This is a genomic window from Helicobacter sp. 11S02629-2 (genome assembly GCF_002272875.1).
Taxonomy (GTDB): domain Bacteria; phylum Campylobacterota; class Campylobacteria; order Campylobacterales; family Helicobacteraceae; genus Helicobacter_I.
This window is the reverse complement of record NZ_MLAN01000002.1, coordinates 272,246-292,418: the sequence shown is the minus strand read 5'-3', so window position 1 is coordinate 292,418 and position 20,173 is coordinate 272,246. Positions and strand designations below refer to the sequence as shown.

The window sequence follows — 20,173 nt, the reverse complement described above, 5'->3', positions numbered from 1 at the left end:
GAAAATGTTTAAAGATATGAAAGATTATAGGGAGGTTGTCTACTGGGACTAAGCACTTAGGTTTATTTCTAGTCAGACCTTCTAGCCTTGTGCCACGACCCCCTGCTTGGATGATTAGTTTTTGCATAACCAAAACATACCCTTCATAAAACTTCTCACTTTTAATTGCAATTCACAACACCACATAATTACTATTGTGTGGTGTAAAACAATAATTTTTTAAGAGAGACTTTTTAAGTATATGCGTGGTATTTATAAAAATAGTGATTAAATGGGTATATAAGTTATATATTTTTTGGAGATGTAAGAACTATTTTTACTTTTAGTTACATAATTTAATTTCACATTGAATGCTTTTCTGTTATGTTATAATTTCAATTGATTAGACAATAATGTTTACACCACACAATAGTAATTGTGTGGTATGACCTGTTTCTTTTATATGCATACTTATTGATAATTTATGTTACTATATAGAACATTTTTATAAAATATTTTCACTTACAGCAACCTATACACAATCTCAAAGCTTTCCCCAAATATATCTCCTGAGGGTGCCTAAAGCATGCTTTTTGCGACGTTTAAAAAGCCTGTGATTATGACTGCATTAGTTATATTACTAATAAAACCACCGATAAAAGGCACTATAAAAAACGCCATATGTGAGTAGTGATAACGCGTACAAACTGCACTCATAGTAGCCATAGATACAGGCACTGCCCCAAGTCCAAAGCCAGAGTGCCCTACTGCTATAACTGCTGCATCATAGTTTTTACCACAAAGCCTAAAAGTAACATAGTAACAAAACATCCAACATAAAATAAGCTGAAGTACTAAGATAGTAATTAGTGGTAAGGCAAGCTCTGCTAACTGCCAAAGCTTCATAGTGACTATTGAAAGTGAGACAAAGATAGAAAGCGAGATACCGCCTACTATGTCTATACTTTGATAAAGCTCATCTTGGTTTTTCTTCCTTGAATCAATAATAAATCTTAGGATGATTCCACCAAACATAGACATGACATGTATAGGTAGATGCACACTAGGTAGTAAAAACTTACTTAGGTAAAAAAGACACTGCCCTATACCACAAGCTAGAAGTAAGATAAAAACTGCATTATGCGCACGCTTGCTACTAACTAAAGCCTTTATAGTATTAGTCGTTCCGCCATCTTGTGCGACCTTTGTAGAAGTTGGATTTAACCCATACTTTTGTATCAGTCTATTACCCAAAGGGCCACCCATGATACAGCCTGCTATAAGTCCAAAAGTAGCTGCAGCTATAGCCACTTCTAAAGCCCCACTTCCCCCCATGCTTTCTGCTAGTGGACCAAAGCTAGCGGCGTTTCCATGCCCTCCAGTTAGAGGCACTGAGCCTGCCATTAAAGCAACTAGTGGATTCATCCCCATAATGCTTCCAATGCCTAGGGCTAAGGTATTTTGCAAAAAGGCTAAGAGGGCGGCTAGGATTAAAAAGATGATGATTAACTTACCACCTTTTTTAAGAAAACTAAGGCTTGCTGCTAGTCCAGTTGCTGCAAAAAAAACATTATAAAAGAAAGTATTCATCACTGTGTAGTCAAACTTAAAGCTTAAAAGGTTAGTGCTAAAAAGTATGGTGGTAATGATAGCAAGGATGGTTCCTCCTATAACTGGTGAGGGTATACAGTAGCGTCTAAAAAGGCTAACTTTTTTAAGTAAAAAGTCACCAAAATATATAGCTAAAACTGCCACAGCTAAAGTCTGAAACATCCCCACTTCTACGTGCATCATAATAATCTCCCATAATTTCATCAAGCTTTACTAAGATACAAAAAAAGTTAATATAAATCAAGATAAGTTGATATTTTGCATTTTGAAATATTAGATATTAATAGCAGTTTTAATAGACACATCATCATAGATAAGTAATCATAAACCAACCTATAAAAACACTAAGTTTTTAAGAACACTCTTAGAATCTAAAACTAAGAAAAACTAGGTCTTGCAAAAACTAAAAAAGTTTTTTAAGTGCTTGCTACGCCACGTTGTGCTTTCATACTCCTAGCACATGATATAGAAATCATTTCTTTTTTCACCCACCCCCTAGCTTCTAAAGCATCATAAAGAGGAGGAAAGATAAAAAGCTCTAAAACATCATGAAAGAGGAAAGATAAAGATAAAGACAAGATGTATCCCCTTCTTCCCCATCAAAAAAAGAAGGCACCACTACTAAAAAGTTAGATAAAAGTAGTTAGTCTTGCCTATAAAAATAATCTTTATAGCCCCATAAAAGCCTTATACTCTTGCAAAAAAGATTCTATATTTAGCACTGGGGCTTTTAGGGTCAAGTCTACATTATCACCCATAAAACTACTTTCAAAGGCTACTTGATGCTTGCTTAGAAGATGGGAGACTTTATTAAAGTAGCTTATATGTATGCTTAGTTGGCTAGTAGTTAAGGGCTCAAACTTTGATACTTTAAGTGCTAAAAGATTCTCATTTAAACTAGCACTATATGCCCTTACTAGCCCTCCAACCCCTAGCTTAGTCCCTCCAAAGTATCTAACACAAAATGCCACTACATTAACCAAGTCTTTGCCTCTTAAAACCGTAAGCATAGGCTCTCCTGCGCTGCCTTTAGGCTCTAAGTCATCACTACTTCCTTCAACTAAGTGAGTGTCATAGAATCTAAAAGCATTCACCACATGGCTTGCTTTTTTATGGCTTGCTTTTAGCTCTAAACTTAGCTTTTTAACTTCATCAAGATGTTTTAGAGGATAAATAAGGCTTATAAACTTTGATCCTTTAACCTCAAGCGTGCTTTCATAAAAGTTAGGCTTAAAAGAATCTAGCTCAAACTCAAGCGTATTCATAAAGGCTACTATTTAAGATAGATTTGTAAGCGTCCATTATCTAAGATATAGCCCTTACCTTTTTCTAGGACTTTTACTGTGTAGATTCCATCCATGTACTGGATGAGGTTGCTTTCAAAGTCTTGAACTTCGTGAGGGAAGCAGATCTTTCTTGTACTAGCAATGCCAGAGATTACTATACGACCAGAATCTTGCCACGCATAGCGTCCAGTGTACTCATTACACCCTGTGCTTCCATGCAAGATATTTTCTGCTCTGTTTAGAGAAAATGTCGCTTTGAGGATTATCTGTGCTAGGTTTTTATCACTTGTTGGCTTAGTGGCTGGGACTACTTGTCCGCTAGCTTGTGCATTTTCTTCTTGGGCTCTAAGCTGAAGCTTTTCAAACTCACTTTGTGCTGCATTGTCAATGGCGTTTTTGTTTGCACTAGCTGCTTGCGTGCTTTGAGTGGCATTTTGGTGAGTTGTGCTATCTTGCAAGGCTATATTTTGCTTATCTGCTAGCCTAAGCTTGGCTTCTTTTGCTAGCTCTTGGGGCGAGAGATAAGTCTCATTATCAATAACTATCTTTTCTATCTGGTAGTTATTAGCCCTAAAACTACCCTGTACTCCAAAGAAGTAGCAACCCGCCAAAACTAAAGGGGTTAACATAGCAAGGCTTACAATCTTAATTATTCCTATATATTTTCTCATCAAACCGCCCTATGACTTTTTCAAAAACTACAATAAATATAAACTACACAGACTATGGAGTGATACTTTTTATGAAGTGCAAACACAACTTGTATATAAAGTATTAACTTAATCCGAAAGTATAAAATAAAAACCTTTAAAGTAAGGAAATTTTATATAGAGAATGTCTAAATATGTAGCATTAGTTTACGCAAAGTTTTGTTTTAAAATAGTATTAGATAAATTTGAAAGTATATTAACTTTCGTTATCTTTTTTGGATTAGGATTTCAAAGTCCTTAAATGGACTGCACCTTGCGACTACCCCTCCTTCGCAAGGTGCGTTTTTCTTCTCCTTTTTTGTTTTGTAATATTGAGCTTAACCCTTCTTTTTTAAGAAGGGTTTGTTTTGACTAGCTAGCTTTTTTCAAACCCCAAATAAGATATTTATAATAACTTTTATGATGTAGCAAAAGATAGAATCAAACGCTTAGAGAAGATAGTAGTTAGTGTATGATTTACTGGTTAAGAAATTGGCTAAGCTTTTCCTATATGATGCTAAAAAGCAAAGCTTTGTTTTGGTTAGAAAAACATACAAGCAAGAGGCAATAAAAAAAGAAAGTGTCGGAATGTAGAATCTAAAACTATAAATTAGATTCTATAAAATTAAAAAAGGTTTCAATATCTAATCGCCATAACTGCTACTGAAATCTAGTAATGATATAAATACCAACTAAAATCACATCGACACTAAGACCACCCCTAGCGTTACTACATAGCGTCAAGACATAAAGTAGCTGCATATAAAAATTGATAGCTTTCTACAAACCTTAAGACTTTTTAAGCCTTAAGAGTTACAAAAGAATCTAAAAAACCACTATCTTTTTTTATTAGCGATGATAAAGCGAAGGGCGTTAAGCTTTATAAAGCCGGCTGCATCTTTTTGATTATAAACGCTATCTTCTTCAAAAGTTGAGTAGGCTGCATCAAAAAGTGAGTTTACTGACTTTCTACCATTTACTATTACATTGCCCTTATAAAGGCTTAAAAAGACTGTGCCGCTAACTTTTTGCTGTGTATAGTCGATTAAAGCTTGCAAGGCCTTTCTTTCTGGGCTAAACCAGTAGCCATTATAGATTAAGCTTGCATAGCGTGGCATAAGCTCATCTTTTAAGTGGGCTTCTTCTCTATCAAGCGTAATAGATTCTATAGCGCGGTGGGCTTTTAGGTAGATAGTTCCGCCCGGAGTTTCATAACAGCCGCGAGACTTCATGCCAACATAGCGGTTTTCTACTAGATCAAGACGGCCGATTCCATGTTTACAACCTAAAGTATTTAACTTTTCCCAAAACTTATCTGGACTTAGTTTTTCACCATTTATTGCCACGCCATCACCTTTTTCAAACTCTATAGTTAGTTCTTCTGGACTATCTGGGGCATCAAGTAAGCTTTTAGTCCAACGCCACATAGAATCTTCTGGCTTTTGTGCTGGGTCTTCTAAAACTAAGCCTTCATAGCTTATATGAAGAAGATTAGCATCCATAGAGTAAGGAGAGGCATTAGGCTTTTTATCGATTTTGATTCCATGTTTTTCTGCGTAGGCTAAAAGCTTTTCACGGCTATTTAGATCCCACTCTCTCCAAGGCGCTATTATTTTGATATCTGGGTTTAGCGCATAAGCTGCTATCTCAAATCTTACTTGGTCATTACCCTTGCCAGTAGCTCCATGAGATATAGCATCTGCGTTAGTTTCTTTTGCTATATCTATTAGATACTTAGCTATCAAAGGACGTGCTATGCTAGTTCCTAGCAAGTACTCACCTTCATAGATAGTATTAGCCCTAAACATAGGAAAAACAAAGTCACGCACAAACTCTAACTTTAGATCTTTTATGAAAATATTTTCTGGTTTTATGCCTAGGCTTAAAGCCTTAGTGCGCGCTGGCTCTACTTCTTCACCTTGTCCGATATCAGCTGTAAAGGTTACTACCTCACAGCCATAAGTATCACTTAGCCACTTTAATATAACGCTTGTATCAAGCCCACCTGAGTAGGCTAAAACTACTTTTTTAATCTCTTTTTTTTGTTCTTTTTGCATTTTTTCTTTTCTCCTTTTTAAGTTTGTAGATTTTGCATTTTAAAAGCTAGCTTTTAAAGCCAGCCTTTTTTCTTAAAATATAGCACTGGTAGTATGATGGAGACTATCATAACAAGTATGGCTATAGGGTAGCCATACTTGTATTGAAGCTCAGGCATATGCACAAAGTTCATCCCATATATAGTTCCTATCAAAGTTGGTGGCATCATAGCCACAGTCGCCACTGTAAAAAGTTTTATGATTTTATTTTGCTCTATGTTTACTTGGCTGGCTAGGATATTTTGGATGTTATCTAAGAAGTTTAGATTAGAGGTATTAAACTCAACTAGAGAATCTAAGTCTTTTATAACTATTAAAAGATTATCTTTTATATCTCTATCTATCTTGTCACTTTTTAGCAAAGCAGTTAAAACACGCCTTTTATCAAAAAGAGAGTCTCTTACTCTCATATTAAGCTCTTGAAGCTCAGAAAGTGCACTTAAGATCTCATCGTGACTATATTTACTATCTGAAAGGACTAAGATTCTAAGTTTTCTAGCTTCTTTATCTATCCACTCTAGCACATCAGCATCTTTTTCAACCATGACTTCATAGATCTTATTTATAACATCAAAGCCATCTTCAAAGTTTTTAGGACTTGCTAGAATCCTAGCTTGCATCTCTTCAAAAATCTTAAGCTTGCTATGCCTTATAGTAAAAAGGATGTTTTTAAAAGTCATAAAAGTGATGGTCTCACTATCTAACTCATGGGAGTTATTAGGAGTTAGAGTTTTAGCTAAAAAGTGAGTGTTGATAGTTATAGTAGTGCTATCTTCCCAGTATCTTGCACTTAGCTCTATCTCTTCTCTTTCTTCTTTTGTAGGCACATCTAGGTTAAAAGTTTTAGATATATAAGCTATCTCTTGGGGCGTTGGCGAAAAGAGGTCTATCCAAAGTATGTTTTCTGGTAGTGCGCCATCTTTTTGTATATCAAAAGATATCCTATTTACTAAGTTGTTATTTTTAACATAGATTCCTAACATGCAAACATCCTAAAGGCCTATTTTTTATCTAGTACTTCAAAGGCTGGTAGTATCTTGCCTTCAAGTAACTCCAAAGATGCCCCACCGCCAGTGGAGATAAAGCTTACATTTTCACTTTGACCGGCTTTATTGATAGCATCTGCAGTATCTCCTCCACCTATAAGACTAAAAGCGTAAGTATCTCCTATAGTGCTTGCTATGTTAAAAGTACCGCGTGAAAACTGCGAGGTTTCATAGACGCCTAAAGGGCCATTCCAGATGATGGTTTGAGAGTCTCTTATGACTTCATTAAAAAGCCTTACAGTTGCTGGACCGATATCTGCTGCTAGTAAGTTTTCTGGCACATCTTGAGCTGGGGTTATCTTTATCTCACTTGGATTTTTTATATCATTAGTAGCTACTACATCTACTGGCAGATAGACTTTTACGCCTTTTGCCTTAGCTAGCTTTAAGATCTCTTTTGCCTTATCTACAAGGTCACTTTCTATAAAGCTTTTTTGCATATTAAAGCCAATAGCAGTTAAGAAAGTATTACTCATAGCCCCACCAATTATTAGCTTATCAACTAGGTCTAAAATATATTTTAAAGCACCAAGTTTAGAGCTAACTTTTGATCCACCTACTATTAAAAGTAGTGGGCGAAGCGGGTTAGAAAAAGCCTTAGCAAAGGAATCTATCTCTTTTTTAAGCAAGATTCCAGCGACTTTTTCTTTAGCAAACTTAGCTACTCCATAAGTACTAGAGTGTGCCCTGTGGCTTGTGCCAAAAGCGTCATTTACATAGATATCACAAAGGGAGGCTAACTCACGAGAAAGGCTATCATCGTTTTTTTCTTCTCTAGGGTCAAAGCGTATATTTTCTAAAAGGATGATAGTTCCTTCTTTTGCATCTTTTTGAAGCTCTTTAGCCTGTGTTATAGAATCAGCAAAAAGCACTTGCTTATCTAGCAGTCTCTCACATCTTTTTAGTATATGTCTTAGGCTAAAGTTAGAATCTTTGCCTTTTGGACGTCCTAAGTGGCTTACTAAAACTATACTTTTAGCTTGTGCATCTATACAGTAGTTTATAGTAGGCAGTGCTTCTTTCATCCTAGTATCATCTGATATATTAAACTCCAAGTCCATAGGTACGTTAAAGTCCACTCTTATAAGTAGATTCTTACCTTTTATGTCCACGTCTCTTATGGATTTAGTTTGTTGCATCAACAAAACGCTAGCTGCTTGTTTCATGAGTACTCCTTAACAAAGAATGACATTTTCTAAAATGATAACACATATGGACTTGTGCACACTTTAAGTGCATAAGATTAAGCCTTGCTTGTAAGTAGCTTTATAGCTAGTAGATATAACTTTCTTGCATGCAAAATATAAAAAAAGTTTTAATGCCATAAGCTTAAAATAGCCTTGCTAGTATTTTTAATATACTAGATTCTAGATGTAGCTATATTTTGTTTTTATAAAGACTTAGGGCGTGACTTAAGCCTATTTTTCTTTAAAAAGTTTGTTATACATCCTTTTTTTCCTAAAAGCTTTTAGCCCAGACCTTCTATATATAAATCTAGCCGCTAGATAAGGTGCACGCTTAGTCTTTCTTACTAGTCCGCCAGCAGGTATCAAAACCCACTTATAGTGCACATAGCACTTTTCATCCATGCCTAAGGCAAGCCTCATATCAACACTTACATTTTTATTAGTTTTTAAAAACTCTAGCCACTTTGCTATAAAAAAGGCATTTAAAGGATCTTTATCTTTTCTCTCATAGTCTAAAACATTCCATATCCTACTTTTTGTAAGTATTACAAGTTGAGATTCCACAGACTTTATAGATTCCTTGCTAAGTCCTCTAAATCTATAAAGGGCTAAGTAGATATCAAGGGCTGCAAAAAAATGACAAAAGATATTAAAGTAAGTTCTTATGTCATATCCACTTTTAAAGTGAGTGCTTAGGTACTTAAGTGAAGATGGGATAGTCACTTTAGTACTCTCACCATAATTACATATAGAATCTTGTCTAACGCGATAGCCTATAAGCATATCTTTAAGTACTTTTATATGTCTTGCCTTTGCAAGTAGTATCATCCCAAAGTTAAGGTCTTCCATGTCAAGAGAAGGAGTAAAGCGAAGTGAGATTTTATTTAAGTAAGCATTACTTATAAGTCCATGCCAGCCAAAGTTTAGCTGAGCTTTACTTGCAAGTTTATATAATCCATCACCATTAACCTTTCTATTTTTAAAAGCTGGATACAACTGAGAGGGAAAATACTTAGCCCTAAGATGTCCTCTTTTTGCCTCTACTGGCATACCATCTAAAAATACAAAGTTATCATGCACTACCACTTCAGTATCTTTACTAAGGGCTTTTATACAAGTTTGTATACAGTCTTTTTGCATATAGTCATCACTATCAAAGTAGTGTATAAACTGATCTTTTGGAAGGCTTTGACATAAAAGATAAGTTATATCAGTTTGATTAAATCTAAAAAAGCCTCTTTTATCATAGCTAAAGCACTTTAAAAGATTAGGGCTTGGTGTCTTTGGAGTTAGGTTTAAAAAAGAAGTAAGACTTGGTTTAATAAAGCTTTTATGTAAGGTTTCTAAGTTATAGAGTTCTTTTTTACTAAAGCTTCCTATTATGTAAGAATCTTTAAGTGTTTTAAAATCTAAACTTAGGTTTTGTATAAAGTAGTTAGTTTTAGTTGGAAAGAAAAGATTACTACTTTGATAGAAGGCTAGGCTATAAGGGGCATTACTAAAGAAAGTCTTTTTTGGAAAGAGTGTATTAAGAGATGCTTTATAGTTAGTGCGTGGGTAGGCGCATGAGTTTGAATGCCCATGCATAAATTTGATTTGATTTGATTGGTTGATTGAACTGGCTGAGCTGGCGCGCACGGATGGCTGGCTGGCTGGCTGGCTGGCTGGCTGGCTGGCTAAAAGAGTAGTCTAAGTTTGATAAATGTATAGAATCTTTTTTAAGATTTTTGATTAAAGATTCTTTATTTATAGAATCTTCTTTTATATCTGCTTCTTTTGCATTTACTTCTCTTATAGCACTCTCTTTTATGTTTGCTTCGTTTATAGTAGTCTCTTTTATAGCGGTCTCTTTTATAGAACTTAGGGCTTTTCTTAAAGAAGAGTTTTTAACTAGTTCAGTGCCAAGATTTCTAGCTGTGCTTAGTCCTCCATTAAGCTTTTCTACTAAGAATATTCTTTTATCTTTTTTAGCATAGTCTAAAGCTATATCTAAGCTTTTATCACTACCTCCATCAACTACTAATATAATGTCTAGATTTTTATAAGTTTGATTTATAACAGAATCTAAAGCAGTAGATAGATACTTTTCTACATTATAAATAGGAATGATGACTGAGACTAAGGGGTCTTTTTTTATCTCATGCTGCATATCAACTAACTCTCTCAAAGTTTCACTCACAACCTAGCCTTTTTTATTTCATATAAGTTTTTTTAAAACATATAAAGTAGTGATCTAGCAAATGTGTGTATTCTAGCTTATTTTGATCCTAGTGCACAACTAAAATAGATTCCATAAATTTAAAAAAACCCTACTTGCTTTTTTTATCTTTTATATATCCTAAGTCATCAAGCTTATTAGCAAGGTCTACCATGATAGGTATGGCAGCAGCTGGGGTTCCGGCGTGCTCTACTAAGACAGTTACTACATATCTTGGATTATTATAAGGCAAAAAGGCAGTTACCCAGCCTTGAGATCTTTGAAAGTAGGTCATCTCACTTTCTTTCTTGCGCTTTATGACATCTTGCGGGATGCCTACTACTTGGGCTGTTCCAGTCTTACAAGCCAAAGATACTTTAGAGTTTCTAGTATGTCTATAAGCAGTACCGCCGGGCACACTACAAACTTCATACATCCCTTTTCTAATATAGGGAAGCTTAGACTTTTGAAAGGCACTAAGCACATCTTTTGGAGGTTTGATAACTGGCGTGCTGCCTAAGTCTTTTGCATAATGAGGTGTTGGGAGATAGCCAGTTGCCATTAATGCCGTATAGCGTGCTATCTGCATAGGAGTTACTAAAAAGCTACCTTGTCCAATGGAGGTAATTATAGTATCGCCTGCATACCACACTTGATGATAAGACTTCATCTTCCACTCTGGATCTGGAAAAACACCCTTATTTTCAAAAGGCAAATCAACCCCAGTTTTTTCACCAAAGCCTAGTGTTTTCATAACGTGGGCTATGTTATTAATCCCTGCTACTTGAGAAAGCTTATAAAAGTAAACATCAACGCTTTCTTTGAGGGCTTTTACAAGATCAGTCTTTCCATGTCCTCCTATCTTCCAGTCTCTAAACTTATGCCCACCTACATCTATATAGTAAGGAGTATCAATCTGGGTGTGTTCATTAATATTTGAGTACTCTAAGAAAGCTAGCCCCATACCCATCTTAACTACGCTTCCGGGTGGGTAAAGACCACTTACTAGCCTGTTTATCAAAGGGTCATAGATGTTGTCTTTTAAGGCATTATATTTCTTATGGGAGATTCCACCTACAAAGTCATTAACGTTATACTCTGGGTAGCTTCCACTAGCTAGGATTTCTCCATTTTTAGCATCCATGACTATGGCTGCGCCATTTTTATCCTTAAATTGATTATCCATCTCACTTTGCAGTCTTATATCAAGACTAGTTCTTATGTGATTATTACTAGTAGCTGGCTGCTCGCTTAAGACTTTAAGCTGCTGATTTAAGTTATTAACCTGTATCTCTTTATAGCCAAGCTTACCTTGCAAGAAGGTGTTGTACTGTTTTTCTAAGCCAAGCTTGCCGATGATTTTAGTGTACTTAGAGATTGGGTCTTTTAGCACATCTTTTTCATCACTTGCTCCTACATAGCCTAGTACGTGAGAAGCCATAGAGTTATTAGGATAAAGCCTTTTATCAACTGTTATAAGAGAGATATTAGGGTCTTGTATAAGAGAGGAGTAGACTACTTGTCCAAGTGAGTAAGGTATAAAGTCTATTAAGACTATAGGCTTTCTTCTATAGACACTATTAAGGCTTAGATACTTATCTTTTAAAAAAGCTATATCTATGTTAGTTATAACTGAAGAGATAAGCGTTAGTGCACTATCAAGCTCACTAGCTTTAAGTTTAGTTTTTAAAGCTAGCTCAAATCCTAGCTCATTTATAGCTAAAGGTTCATTATTTCTATCAAGTATCTGCCCTCTTACTGGGACTAGGACTTCAGTCTTAAAGGCATTATCACGGGCGATTTTTTCATAGTAGTCATGGCGGGCTATGCTTAAGACATAAAGTCTAGCTATGAGGATGAGGCAGATGATGCCAAAAACGATATATAAGATCTTAAAGCGGAATCTTAAAGACTTCATAGTTTTCTTATCTTTGCATAGGCTAGGGTTACTAGCAAGTCTATTATAAAGTAATAAATTAGTATGGGTTTAAAGTCTATATTAAGCGTGCCAAAGAGGATATTACTTAAAAGCATACCTGCTATATAAAAAAGATAGATTCCAACTACATATAAACTTACAAAGAATAAATTTTCATTAGCTATATCTTCAAGCCTTAAAGTCACAAAATACCTAATTACAAAAAATACTAAAGGCAAGATTCCAAAAACTAAAAGCTTGTCTAACTCAAAAAAGCCCAAGATAAGAAACACAGCTATAACTCTATAAAACTCACGCCTCTTAAAAGACTGATGAAAGATCATAAAAAGTAGCCCTAGCAAAGGCGGCAAGATAGGGTAGATATCACTAGCACTAATATAGATAAAAGCAAGCACAAGTAGTAATAAGGCATAGCCTAGATCACTTAACATCTTATATCTTGTTCTCACAATAATACCTTCACAAACTACTCTATATTTAAAGGATGACTTAAAGATGGCAAACTTAAAGCTAGGCTTAGTATCTTTTTGCAAAGGCTTTCTAAAAGTATGGAATCTTTTTTTACATTAGATATAAAAGCTTCATCTTCTTTTAACTTGCGTCTTAGTTTTAAAAAGTCTGACTTTGTAAGCTTGTCTACTTTGGTATAGATAGTAAGGATCTTTTGGTCACCTCTTATAAGCGATTCTAGGTATCTTTTTATGATTAAATCTTGCTCCAAGCTAGGATGTCTAGAATCTACAAGATGACAAAAAAGCTTTATAGAGCTTCTTTTACGCAAAAAGTTATCTAAGCTTTTATCCCAGCCCTCTTTTTCACTTTTGCTAACTTTGGCATAGCCAAAGCCCGGAAGATCTAAAAGGTTAAGGTTGTAATCTAGCCTAACATCACTTTCATCTTTTAAACTCCATCTTGTTGTATAAAAGTTTATATGTCTAGTTTTACCCGGAGTGTTAGACTTTTTAGCAAGGTTACTAGCAAGGAGAGAGTTTATAAGGCTTGATTTACCAACATTACTTCTGCCAAGCAAGGCGATTTCTGTATGGGCCACTTCTGGGGCGTTACTTATCCCAGTAGCTGATCTTAAAAACTTAGAATCTTGTATATGTAACAACTATGGCCTTTGTATTTTTAGCTTTATATCTTTTCAATGGCATCTTTTACTTTACTAACTAGCCACATAGGAGTGCTAGCCCCAGCACTTATACCACAAAGCTTTTTGCCTTTAAACCAACTCATATCAAGCCCTTTTTCATCTTCAACTAAAAAGCTATCTTTGCAGTTAAGCTTAGCTATATTTAAAAGCTGTTTAGTGTTTGATGACGTAAGCCCGCCAACGACTATAACTATATCAACTTCCTTGCTTAGCTTTTCTATAGCGTCTTGGTTTTCAAAAGTAGCATTACAGATAGTATTAAAGATACGTACTTCTTGGCAGTGGGTTATAAGATAGTTTGCTACTTCTACAAACTTTGCTACTTGCTTAGTAGTCTGAGAAACTAAGGCTACTTTTTTACCAAGTCTAGCTTTTGTGTTTTCTAAGTCGCTTAGTGAAGAAACTACTAATGGCTCCCTTACACTATAGCTCATAACGCCTCTTACTTCAGGATGGCTTGCATCCCCAAAGATAACTATAAAGTAGCCCTCTTCACTCATCTTTTCTACTATTTGCTGAGGTTTAGTCACATAAGGACAAGTAGCATCCGTTACTTCAACACCCATAGTATTTAGCGTAGCTAGGTCTTGCTTGGTGATACCATGAGTTCTAATTATGACACTTTCTTTAGAATCCACTTTTGCTATATCTTCTTTGACTTCCACGTTAAAGCCACTTTTTAGCCTTTCTATCTCTTTGGGGTTATGTATCAGGGGGCCAAAGGTTATGGTGTTTGGATTTTTAAGTGCTATATCTTCAGTTATCTTTATAGCACGCCTAACCCCAAAGCAAAATCCAAACTTATCAGCAAGTCTAACTTCCACGCTTATCTCCTTTTTGAGTCTTGCTCTTCTTTGTGTTCGTTTCTTAAAACCAACTCTAAGTTGTCAAAAAAGTTAGGAAAAGAAGTATTTATACACTCACAATCTGTGACTTTACCACCACAGGCAAGTGAAGCTATAATAAAACTCATAGCTATCCTATGATCCCCAAAGCTTATGGCTTCTCCTTTTTTTAGCTCACTTCCTATGATGTCAAAGCCACTTTCATATTCAACCGTTTCTATGCCAAAAGCATGAAGCCCAGCAATGGTTGCTTTTATCCTATCGCTTTCTTTAACTCGTAGCTCTTTAGCATTTCTTATCTCTGAAGTGCCTTTAGCTACTGCCATAGCTATGCTTAAAGCAGGGATTTCATCTATAAGCCAAGAGATATTTTCAGTAACACTTACTGCTTTTAACGGGCTATGACTTACTACTATATCGCTACTACTTTCATAGCCTTCTTTTATGTTTTCATACTTTATATCAGCCCCCATAGATTCTAAAACCTTATAAGCTTCTATCCTAGTTTTATTTAAAAGGACATTTTTTAAAACTATCTTACTTCCCGGGATGATTAAAGCAGCTACTGCAAAGAAAAAAGCTGATGAAGGATCATTTGCTATTTCTATATCAAAGGCATTAAGTGGTTTAGTTAGGGGGTAAATTTTAAGCCCATCGTGTTTGATTTCAAGATTAGTTTCTTTTTGAAAAGCTAGGATCATATTTTCAGTGTGATTACGACTTAAATAAGGCTCTTTGAAACTAGAAGCTTTACTTGCTTGGAGGCCTGCTAGTATAAGGGCTGATTTTACTTGAGCTGAAGAGATCTTAGACTTATAGTGAAAGCCTTTTAGTTTTCCTTTTGGGATTATATTAATTGGGGCTTTGCCTGCGTTTGATTTGATATTAGCACCTATTTCTATTAAAGGCTCTATTACTCGTCCCATAGGGCGCGCGCGAAGATAGCTATCACCATCTAGTGTAGCTTTTATATTAGCCCCGGCTAAAAGCCCTGTATAAAGCCTTATAGAAGTACCTGAGTTCCCACACTCTAGTAAAGAGTTAGGAGTTTTAAAGCCTTTATTTATAACATCGCTTGGGGCTTTTAAAAGCAAACTATCTTCTTCCTTGCTTACTTCAAGCCCTAGCTGTTTTGCTATCTCTAGGCTACAGAGTGTATCCTCAGCTTCTAAAAAGTTTTTAACCCTTGAAGTGCCATCAGTAAAAAGAGCAAGCATAGCACTTCTATGAGATAAAGACTTATCGCTTGCTTTTATATCTAACTCTAAGGAGAAGTTTTTTATGGGTTGTAGTTCTATATTTCTCATGGCTTATCTCCTTTTGTCATATCTAAGATTCCAAATCTATCAAAAAACTTGGAATCTTTTTCTACTAAGCCCTTTTCTTGCAAGGACTTTATCACGTCTTTATTACAAAAGACCTCTTTTGGCCACTTCTTAGTATAGCCTTCAATCTCGCCTTTAGCCGTAGCATCAAGCACTATCAAGCCTTCATCTATATAAAGGTCACGCAATACATCTATATTATTAACCACACGCCATATAAGCATATAGTAGTTTCTTAAGTCATTATTTGCACTATCTACAAAGATAAATATACTAGCGTGCTTTTTAAAAGCCTTTAGTGTTGGCAAAAAGCTTTTAACTCGCCTAGTTTTTTTATCCATACTTACTAGCACGACTGGATTACTAGCCTTATAGATATGAAGGTCGCTAATCTCTGGAATATATATCTTTATAGAATCTAAAAGTGCTTTTTCGCTAACTTCTTCATACTTAAAGCTTAAAGCCTTACCTGTCGCGTCTATCCCAAGCTTGCCACTTACTCCATACTCACTACTTGCATGATCTAGTATGTCACAAATCCCTTTAGTAACTAAAAGTTTAGTAGCATCAATTCTATCAAGTATGTACTTAGTTAAAGTATCAAAGTCATTTTGCAAGTTAGGGGCATTTTCATCTAAAAAGATAGCATGCTTTACAAAGCTAAGCTGCCCTATGCCAAAAAAAGCATGCATAGCTTGGAGTGCTTGGGCTGGATAGTTAACATCAAGCTTAGCTAGGATTAGATTATGAAAGACGCCATTTTCTGGCATATGATAGTCTAGTAGGCCATGTGTTGTCGTTTGTAAAAGCGGCAAAAAGACCCTTTCTGTCATATAGCCCATATATTTATCTTCTAAAGGTGGCTTACCTACAACTGTAGCTAAAAATATAGGCTCTTTTTTTGAAGTAATAGCAGTTACTTTTAAAACAGGATACTTTTCAACGGGCGTATAAAAACCAGTGTGATCTCCAAACTCTCCTTCATCAGCAAGTGTATTTATATCTATCAGACCTTCTATAACTATATCGCTATCATGAGGCACACTTAGCTCATTACTTATACACTTAACTAGCCTAGGATTTTCCTCTTTTATAAGACCATATAAAAAGAGTTCAAATATACGTGGAGGTAAGGGGGCTTGGGCACACCAAGTATAGAGGGGATCTCCTCCTATGGCTATACTTACTGGCATATTTTTGCCCGCTTTTTTATACTCATGATAAAAGTGGCTTGCATCTTTATGAATCTGAAAGTGCATCAAAAGCTCAGTCTTACTTTTAACCTGAAGTCTATAAAGCCCTAAGTTATTAGCCTTGCCATCAAGGCTTCTAGTATAAACTTGCCCCATGGTTATAAAATAGCCTGCATCTTCTTCCCACGTCTTAAGCACAGGGAGGGAGAAAAGATCTATGTCTTGATAGATAACTTCTTGTGCGCTTGCTTTGCCTTTAAACTTTTTAGGAAAGGCATGACGCAGTGCGTAAAGCTCTTTAAGCTTGCTAAGCTTTTCTTTTAAGGTCTTTGGCGGGCTCATATTTAAAAGTGACTTTATGTGAGAAGCTATAATCTCACAATCTTTACTAGATATTAAATCAAGTAGTTTAAAACTTCCAAAGACGTTCATAAGCACTGGAGTTAGCCTTTTAGCTCCACGCATAGGGCGGGTAAAAAGCAAGGCTTTAGAATCCTCTTTTTTAACTTCTATATAAGCAAGGTGGGGTATCTCTAAGTCTACACTTAAAGGCGTATCTATAACTTTTAGTAAGCCTTTAGATTCTAAAAGCTTTATAAGCTTGTGCATATTTTAAGCCTTTATCTTAGTTCTTACTTCATCTAGTAGCTCTAGCATGGCAGTTTTGTACTCTTTTAGAAGTGCTTCACTTGTAGCTTCAAAGCGAGTGACTAAAACTGGCGTTGTATTACTAGCTCTTATTAGCCCAAAACCATGTTCAAAAACTACCCTTATACCATCTATATCTATAACTTTTTCAATGTGCGGGAAATTACGCGGAAGGTTACTAGGAAGACTAGAATCTAGTCTTTTTTTAAGGGCCTCTACTAAAAGAAACTTAGAATCTTCACTAACATTTATCTTTTCTTCATCAGTACTAAAAAGCTTAGGTAGGCTTTCTATGTCTTTTTGCAAGCCTTCAATGCCATCTTTTTTTATAAGCTCTAAGATTCTAAAGGCCGCATAGATAGCATCATCAAAACCAAAGTATCTATCATTAAAAAATATATGCCCACTCATCTCACAAGCAAGTGCTGCATTAAGCTCTTTAAGCTTAACTTTTAGGTTGCTATGACCTGTTTTATACATATAAGATTTGCCTATCTTATCTATCTCTTTGTACATATTTGAACTGCACTTAACCTCGCCTATGATGATAGGATCTTTTATACTCTTAGCTATATCTCTTGCAAAAAGTATAGCTAGCTCATCGCCTTTAAAAACATACTCTTTGCTTATTAAAGCTATCCTATCAGCGTCCCCATCAAAGGCTATGCCTATGTTTATATCATGCTTGTGCATATAATCTTTTAGATGAGATAGGTTAGATTCCACGCTTGGGTCTGGGTGGTGGTTAGGAAAGGTGCCATCTGGAGTGAAGTAAAGCTCATGGGCTTTGATATTTAAAGAATCTAATATGGGCTTTAAAGCGATACTTGCTACGCCATTACCACAGTCTATGGCGACTTTGGACTTGAAGTTTTTAAGATCATCAAACTCTTTAACTAGGTACTTTATATAGCTTTCAAGCATATTAGACTTAGTGACTTCTATCTTTTGGTTTAAAAGGGCTTTTATATCAAGGTGTTTTAGACTTGGAATCTTAGACTTTAAGTCTTGGATCTGTGCACCATAAAATGGGGCTTCGTTGATAGTTATCTTAAAGCCATTATATTCAGGAGGGTTATGAGAGCCAGTTATCATGATGCTGTTTTTTATCTCGCTTTGAAAGGTGGCAAAGTAAGCAACTGGAGTTGGGATCATACCTAAGTCATAAACTTTGATACCATTAGCACTAAGACCTTTTGCAAGGTAGTCAAAAAGCTTAGGTGAGTGAGTCCTAGCGTCATAGCCTATATAAACACTATTGCTTGCTTTTATATCTTTTATATGGCTTGCTAGCAGATAGCCTATCTTAAATACTATCTCTTCGTTTAACTCACTTCCAACTATACCTCTTATGTCATACTCTCTAAATATCATCTAATATGCTCGCCTTTTTTATTAAATAAATGTAATTTTATCTAAAATCAAATGGCTTAGTTTAAGCATGTAAGCATGGCTTTATATGGATAGATTTATATGCATCTTTTATCTTTTGATGATATAAATTTATAATCGCTACATCATAGACTTTAGTCTACTTCTAGCATCAAGACATATTTTACATACACACCCTTCTCATGTTGCTAAGGGGGGAGATAAAGGGTATCTCATGTGCTAGAATGGAAAATAAAACACTTGCTTGCTTAAGTTTATTTGATTTTTAGAATCTAAAAATATCTGCTACATCAAGTCGTGTGTTTTGCATCACTTACAATGACTTTATTAAAAAAGTAGATTCTTAAACTTTATAAAAGCTAGTCTATTAGTCTTTAGCTATTTTTTGTTATCTTGAGATTTGAAGCAGCACTGAAGTTTGCTTTCATCTTCTTTGTACTGTGCGGTGCCCCAAGCGTGGATTTGCTTTATGATGGGGATTAAAGTCTTGCCTTTTTCTGTTAGACCATACTCTACGTGTGGGGGAACTTCTGCGTAAACTTTCCTTTCTATGATGCCCTCTTCTTCTAGCTCTTTTAGCTTCACACTTAAAGTCTTTTGTGTCATAAAGGGGCTAAATATATCACATAAAACTTTGAAACGTTTTTTAACATCCATAACGTTAAAAACTATATATAGCTTCCACCTATCATTAAAAATCTTGGAAAATATGCCTATGGGGCAGAATGTATTAGTAACTTGCTCTTTTTTCATGACATGATGTTAACACACATAAGTAGCATAATTGGACAATTAGTGCTAGCTTTTATGCAAAAAATGCAAAATAAAAGCAAAAATTATAATAAGAATGAAAATATTTAAAGTAAGAAAAAGACTTAGAAAACTAAGTCTTTTATTATGTAGAGGGCATCTTTATATTAAAGACTGCTTTGATTAAAAACTATTTAGCTTCAGCTAGAGGTATAACTGAAACTTTTTTTCTGATCTTATCTTTTTGCTGAAAAAGCACGATTCCATCTATCAAAGCATAGATAGTGTGATCTTTGCCAATGCCTACGTTTTTACCAACGTGCATCTTAGTCCCGCGCTGTCTAACTATGATATTACCTGCTCTTACAAACTCTGAACCAAACTTTTTGATACCTAAACGACGACCGGCTGAATCGCGGTTGTTCTGAGTACTACCCTGACCCTTCTTGTGTGCCATTATCTATCCTTACTTAATGATGTTTGTAACTTTTACACGTGTAAAATCACGTCTAAAACCACGTTTAGTTTTGCTATCTTTACGTCTTCTTTTTTTGAAAGTTATAACTTTCTTACCGCGACCTTCATTGATAACTTCTAACTCTACTTTAGCACCGCTTACAAAAGGCTGACCAACTGTTATGTCTTCACCATCTATGATGGCTAAAACTTCAGCTAACTCTACCTTTGACTTTGGCTCAAGGCTTAACTTATCAAGTAGTAGTATGTCACCAACTTGTGCCCTGTATTGCTTGCCTCCGTTCTTAAAAACTGCTTGCATAGCTGTCCTTTCTTGAAAATGATAAGCAGACATTCTAACGCAAAGAAAATTAATAT

The 20,173-nt window shown here is 35.4% G+C and carries 19 protein-coding genes; all 19 read right to left on the bottom strand.

All coding sequences use genetic code 11. From position 1 onward, the window contains the following. Positions 1 to 558: 558 nt before the first annotated feature. The gene (gene gltS / locus BKH40_RS02725) at positions 559 to 1,773 is read right to left on the bottom strand and encodes a sodium/glutamate symporter (RefSeq protein WP_095276729.1); all 1,215 of its coding nucleotides are present in this window, start codon (positions 1,771 to 1,773) and stop codon (positions 559 to 561) included. A 233-nt stretch (positions 1,774 to 2,006) separates the two neighbouring features. Next, positions 2,007 to 2,168: a hypothetical protein gene (locus BKH40_RS08685; RefSeq protein ID WP_180675078.1), complete on the bottom strand. Its 162-nt coding sequence runs from the start codon at positions 2,166 to 2,168 to the stop codon at positions 2,007 to 2,009. A 90-nt stretch (positions 2,169 to 2,258) separates the two neighbouring features. Further along, positions 2,259 to 2,855, bottom strand: coding sequence for a YigZ family protein (locus BKH40_RS02720; RefSeq protein ID WP_095276727.1), 597 nt, complete (start codon positions 2,853 to 2,855; stop codon positions 2,259 to 2,261). Positions 2,856 to 2,863: 8 nt separating this feature from the next. After that, positions 2,864 to 3,547: an META domain-containing protein gene (locus BKH40_RS02715; RefSeq protein ID WP_095276725.1), complete on the bottom strand. Its 684-nt coding sequence runs from the start codon at positions 3,545 to 3,547 to the stop codon at positions 2,864 to 2,866. A gap of 854 nt (positions 3,548 to 4,401) precedes the next feature. After that, positions 4,402 to 5,622, bottom strand: a complete 1,221-nt coding sequence (locus tag BKH40_RS02710) for an argininosuccinate synthase (protein ID WP_095276723.1) — start codon at positions 5,620 to 5,622, stop codon at positions 4,402 to 4,404. Between the two features lie 53 nt (positions 5,623 to 5,675). Further along, positions 5,676 to 6,644, bottom strand: a complete 969-nt coding sequence (corA, locus tag BKH40_RS02705; protein ID WP_095276721.1) for a magnesium/cobalt transporter CorA — start codon at positions 6,642 to 6,644, stop codon at positions 5,676 to 5,678. 17 nt (positions 6,645 to 6,661) lie between these two features. Next, positions 6,662 to 7,873 (bottom strand): phosphoglycerate kinase, encoded by a 1,212-nt coding sequence (locus BKH40_RS02700; protein ID WP_095276719.1) that lies wholly within the window; start codon positions 7,871 to 7,873, stop codon positions 6,662 to 6,664. A gap of 252 nt (positions 7,874 to 8,125) precedes the next feature. Then, the gene (locus tag BKH40_RS02695) at positions 8,126 to 9,481 is read right to left on the bottom strand and encodes a hypothetical protein (RefSeq protein ID WP_095276717.1); all 1,356 of its coding nucleotides are present in this window, start codon (positions 9,479 to 9,481) and stop codon (positions 8,126 to 8,128) included. After that, positions 9,441 to 10,073, bottom strand: a complete 633-nt coding sequence (locus BKH40_RS02690) for a glycosyltransferase family A protein (protein ID WP_257842480.1) — start codon at positions 10,071 to 10,073, stop codon at positions 9,441 to 9,443. Before BKH40_RS02690 ends, BKH40_RS02695 begins: the two co-directional genes overlap by 41 nt. Before the next feature lie 130 nt (positions 10,074 to 10,203). Further along, positions 10,204 to 12,009: a penicillin-binding protein 2 gene (gene mrdA, locus BKH40_RS02685; RefSeq protein WP_095276716.1), complete on the bottom strand. Its 1,806-nt coding sequence runs from the start codon at positions 12,007 to 12,009 to the stop codon at positions 10,204 to 10,206. Then, entirely contained in the window at positions 12,006 to 12,479 is a 474-nt protein-coding gene (locus tag BKH40_RS02680; RefSeq protein ID WP_095276714.1) for a hypothetical protein, read from the bottom strand. The genes mrdA and BKH40_RS02680 overlap by 4 nt, the downstream gene beginning before the upstream one ends. A gap of 17 nt (positions 12,480 to 12,496) precedes the next feature. Next, complete coding sequence (gene yihA / locus BKH40_RS02675; RefSeq protein WP_257842483.1) at positions 12,497 to 13,144, bottom strand: ribosome biogenesis GTP-binding protein YihA/YsxC; 648 nt, start codon at positions 13,142 to 13,144, stop codon at positions 12,497 to 12,499. A gap of 23 nt (positions 13,145 to 13,167) precedes the next feature. Continuing rightward, positions 13,168 to 14,010 carry a 4-hydroxy-3-methylbut-2-enyl diphosphate reductase gene (locus BKH40_RS02670; protein ID WP_095276713.1) on the bottom strand — a complete coding sequence of 281 codons (843 nt, stop codon included), beginning with the start codon at positions 14,008 to 14,010 and terminating at the stop codon, positions 13,168 to 13,170. Positions 14,011 to 14,012: 2 nt separating this feature from the next. Then, positions 14,013 to 15,329, bottom strand: a complete 1,317-nt coding sequence (gene aroA, locus BKH40_RS02665) for a 3-phosphoshikimate 1-carboxyvinyltransferase (RefSeq protein ID WP_180675090.1) — start codon at positions 15,327 to 15,329, stop codon at positions 14,013 to 14,015. 5 nt (positions 15,330 to 15,334) lie between these two features. Next, positions 15,335 to 17,158 (bottom strand): menaquinone biosynthesis decarboxylase, encoded by a 1,824-nt coding sequence (locus BKH40_RS02660; protein WP_095276710.1) that lies wholly within the window; start codon positions 17,156 to 17,158, stop codon positions 15,335 to 15,337. 3 nt (positions 17,159 to 17,161) lie between these two features. Beyond that, entirely contained in the window at positions 17,162 to 18,571 is a 1,410-nt protein-coding gene (locus BKH40_RS02655; RefSeq protein ID WP_095276708.1) for a phosphomannomutase/phosphoglucomutase, read from the bottom strand. 396 nt (positions 18,572 to 18,967) lie between these two features. After that, on the bottom strand, positions 18,968 to 19,342 hold the full coding sequence (locus BKH40_RS02650) for a winged helix-turn-helix transcriptional regulator (RefSeq protein ID WP_095276706.1): 375 nt from the start codon (positions 19,340 to 19,342) through the stop codon (positions 18,968 to 18,970). A 187-nt stretch (positions 19,343 to 19,529) separates the two neighbouring features. Beyond that, the gene (gene rpmA, locus BKH40_RS02645; protein WP_095276704.1) at positions 19,530 to 19,796 is read right to left on the bottom strand and encodes a 50S ribosomal protein L27; all 267 of its coding nucleotides are present in this window, start codon (positions 19,794 to 19,796) and stop codon (positions 19,530 to 19,532) included. Positions 19,797 to 19,805: 9 nt separating this feature from the next. Further along, a complete protein-coding gene (gene rplU, locus BKH40_RS02640; RefSeq protein ID WP_095276746.1) occupies positions 19,806 to 20,117 on the bottom strand; it encodes a 50S ribosomal protein L21 in 312 nt (103 codons plus the stop codon). Positions 20,118 to 20,173 lie beyond the last annotated feature (56 nt).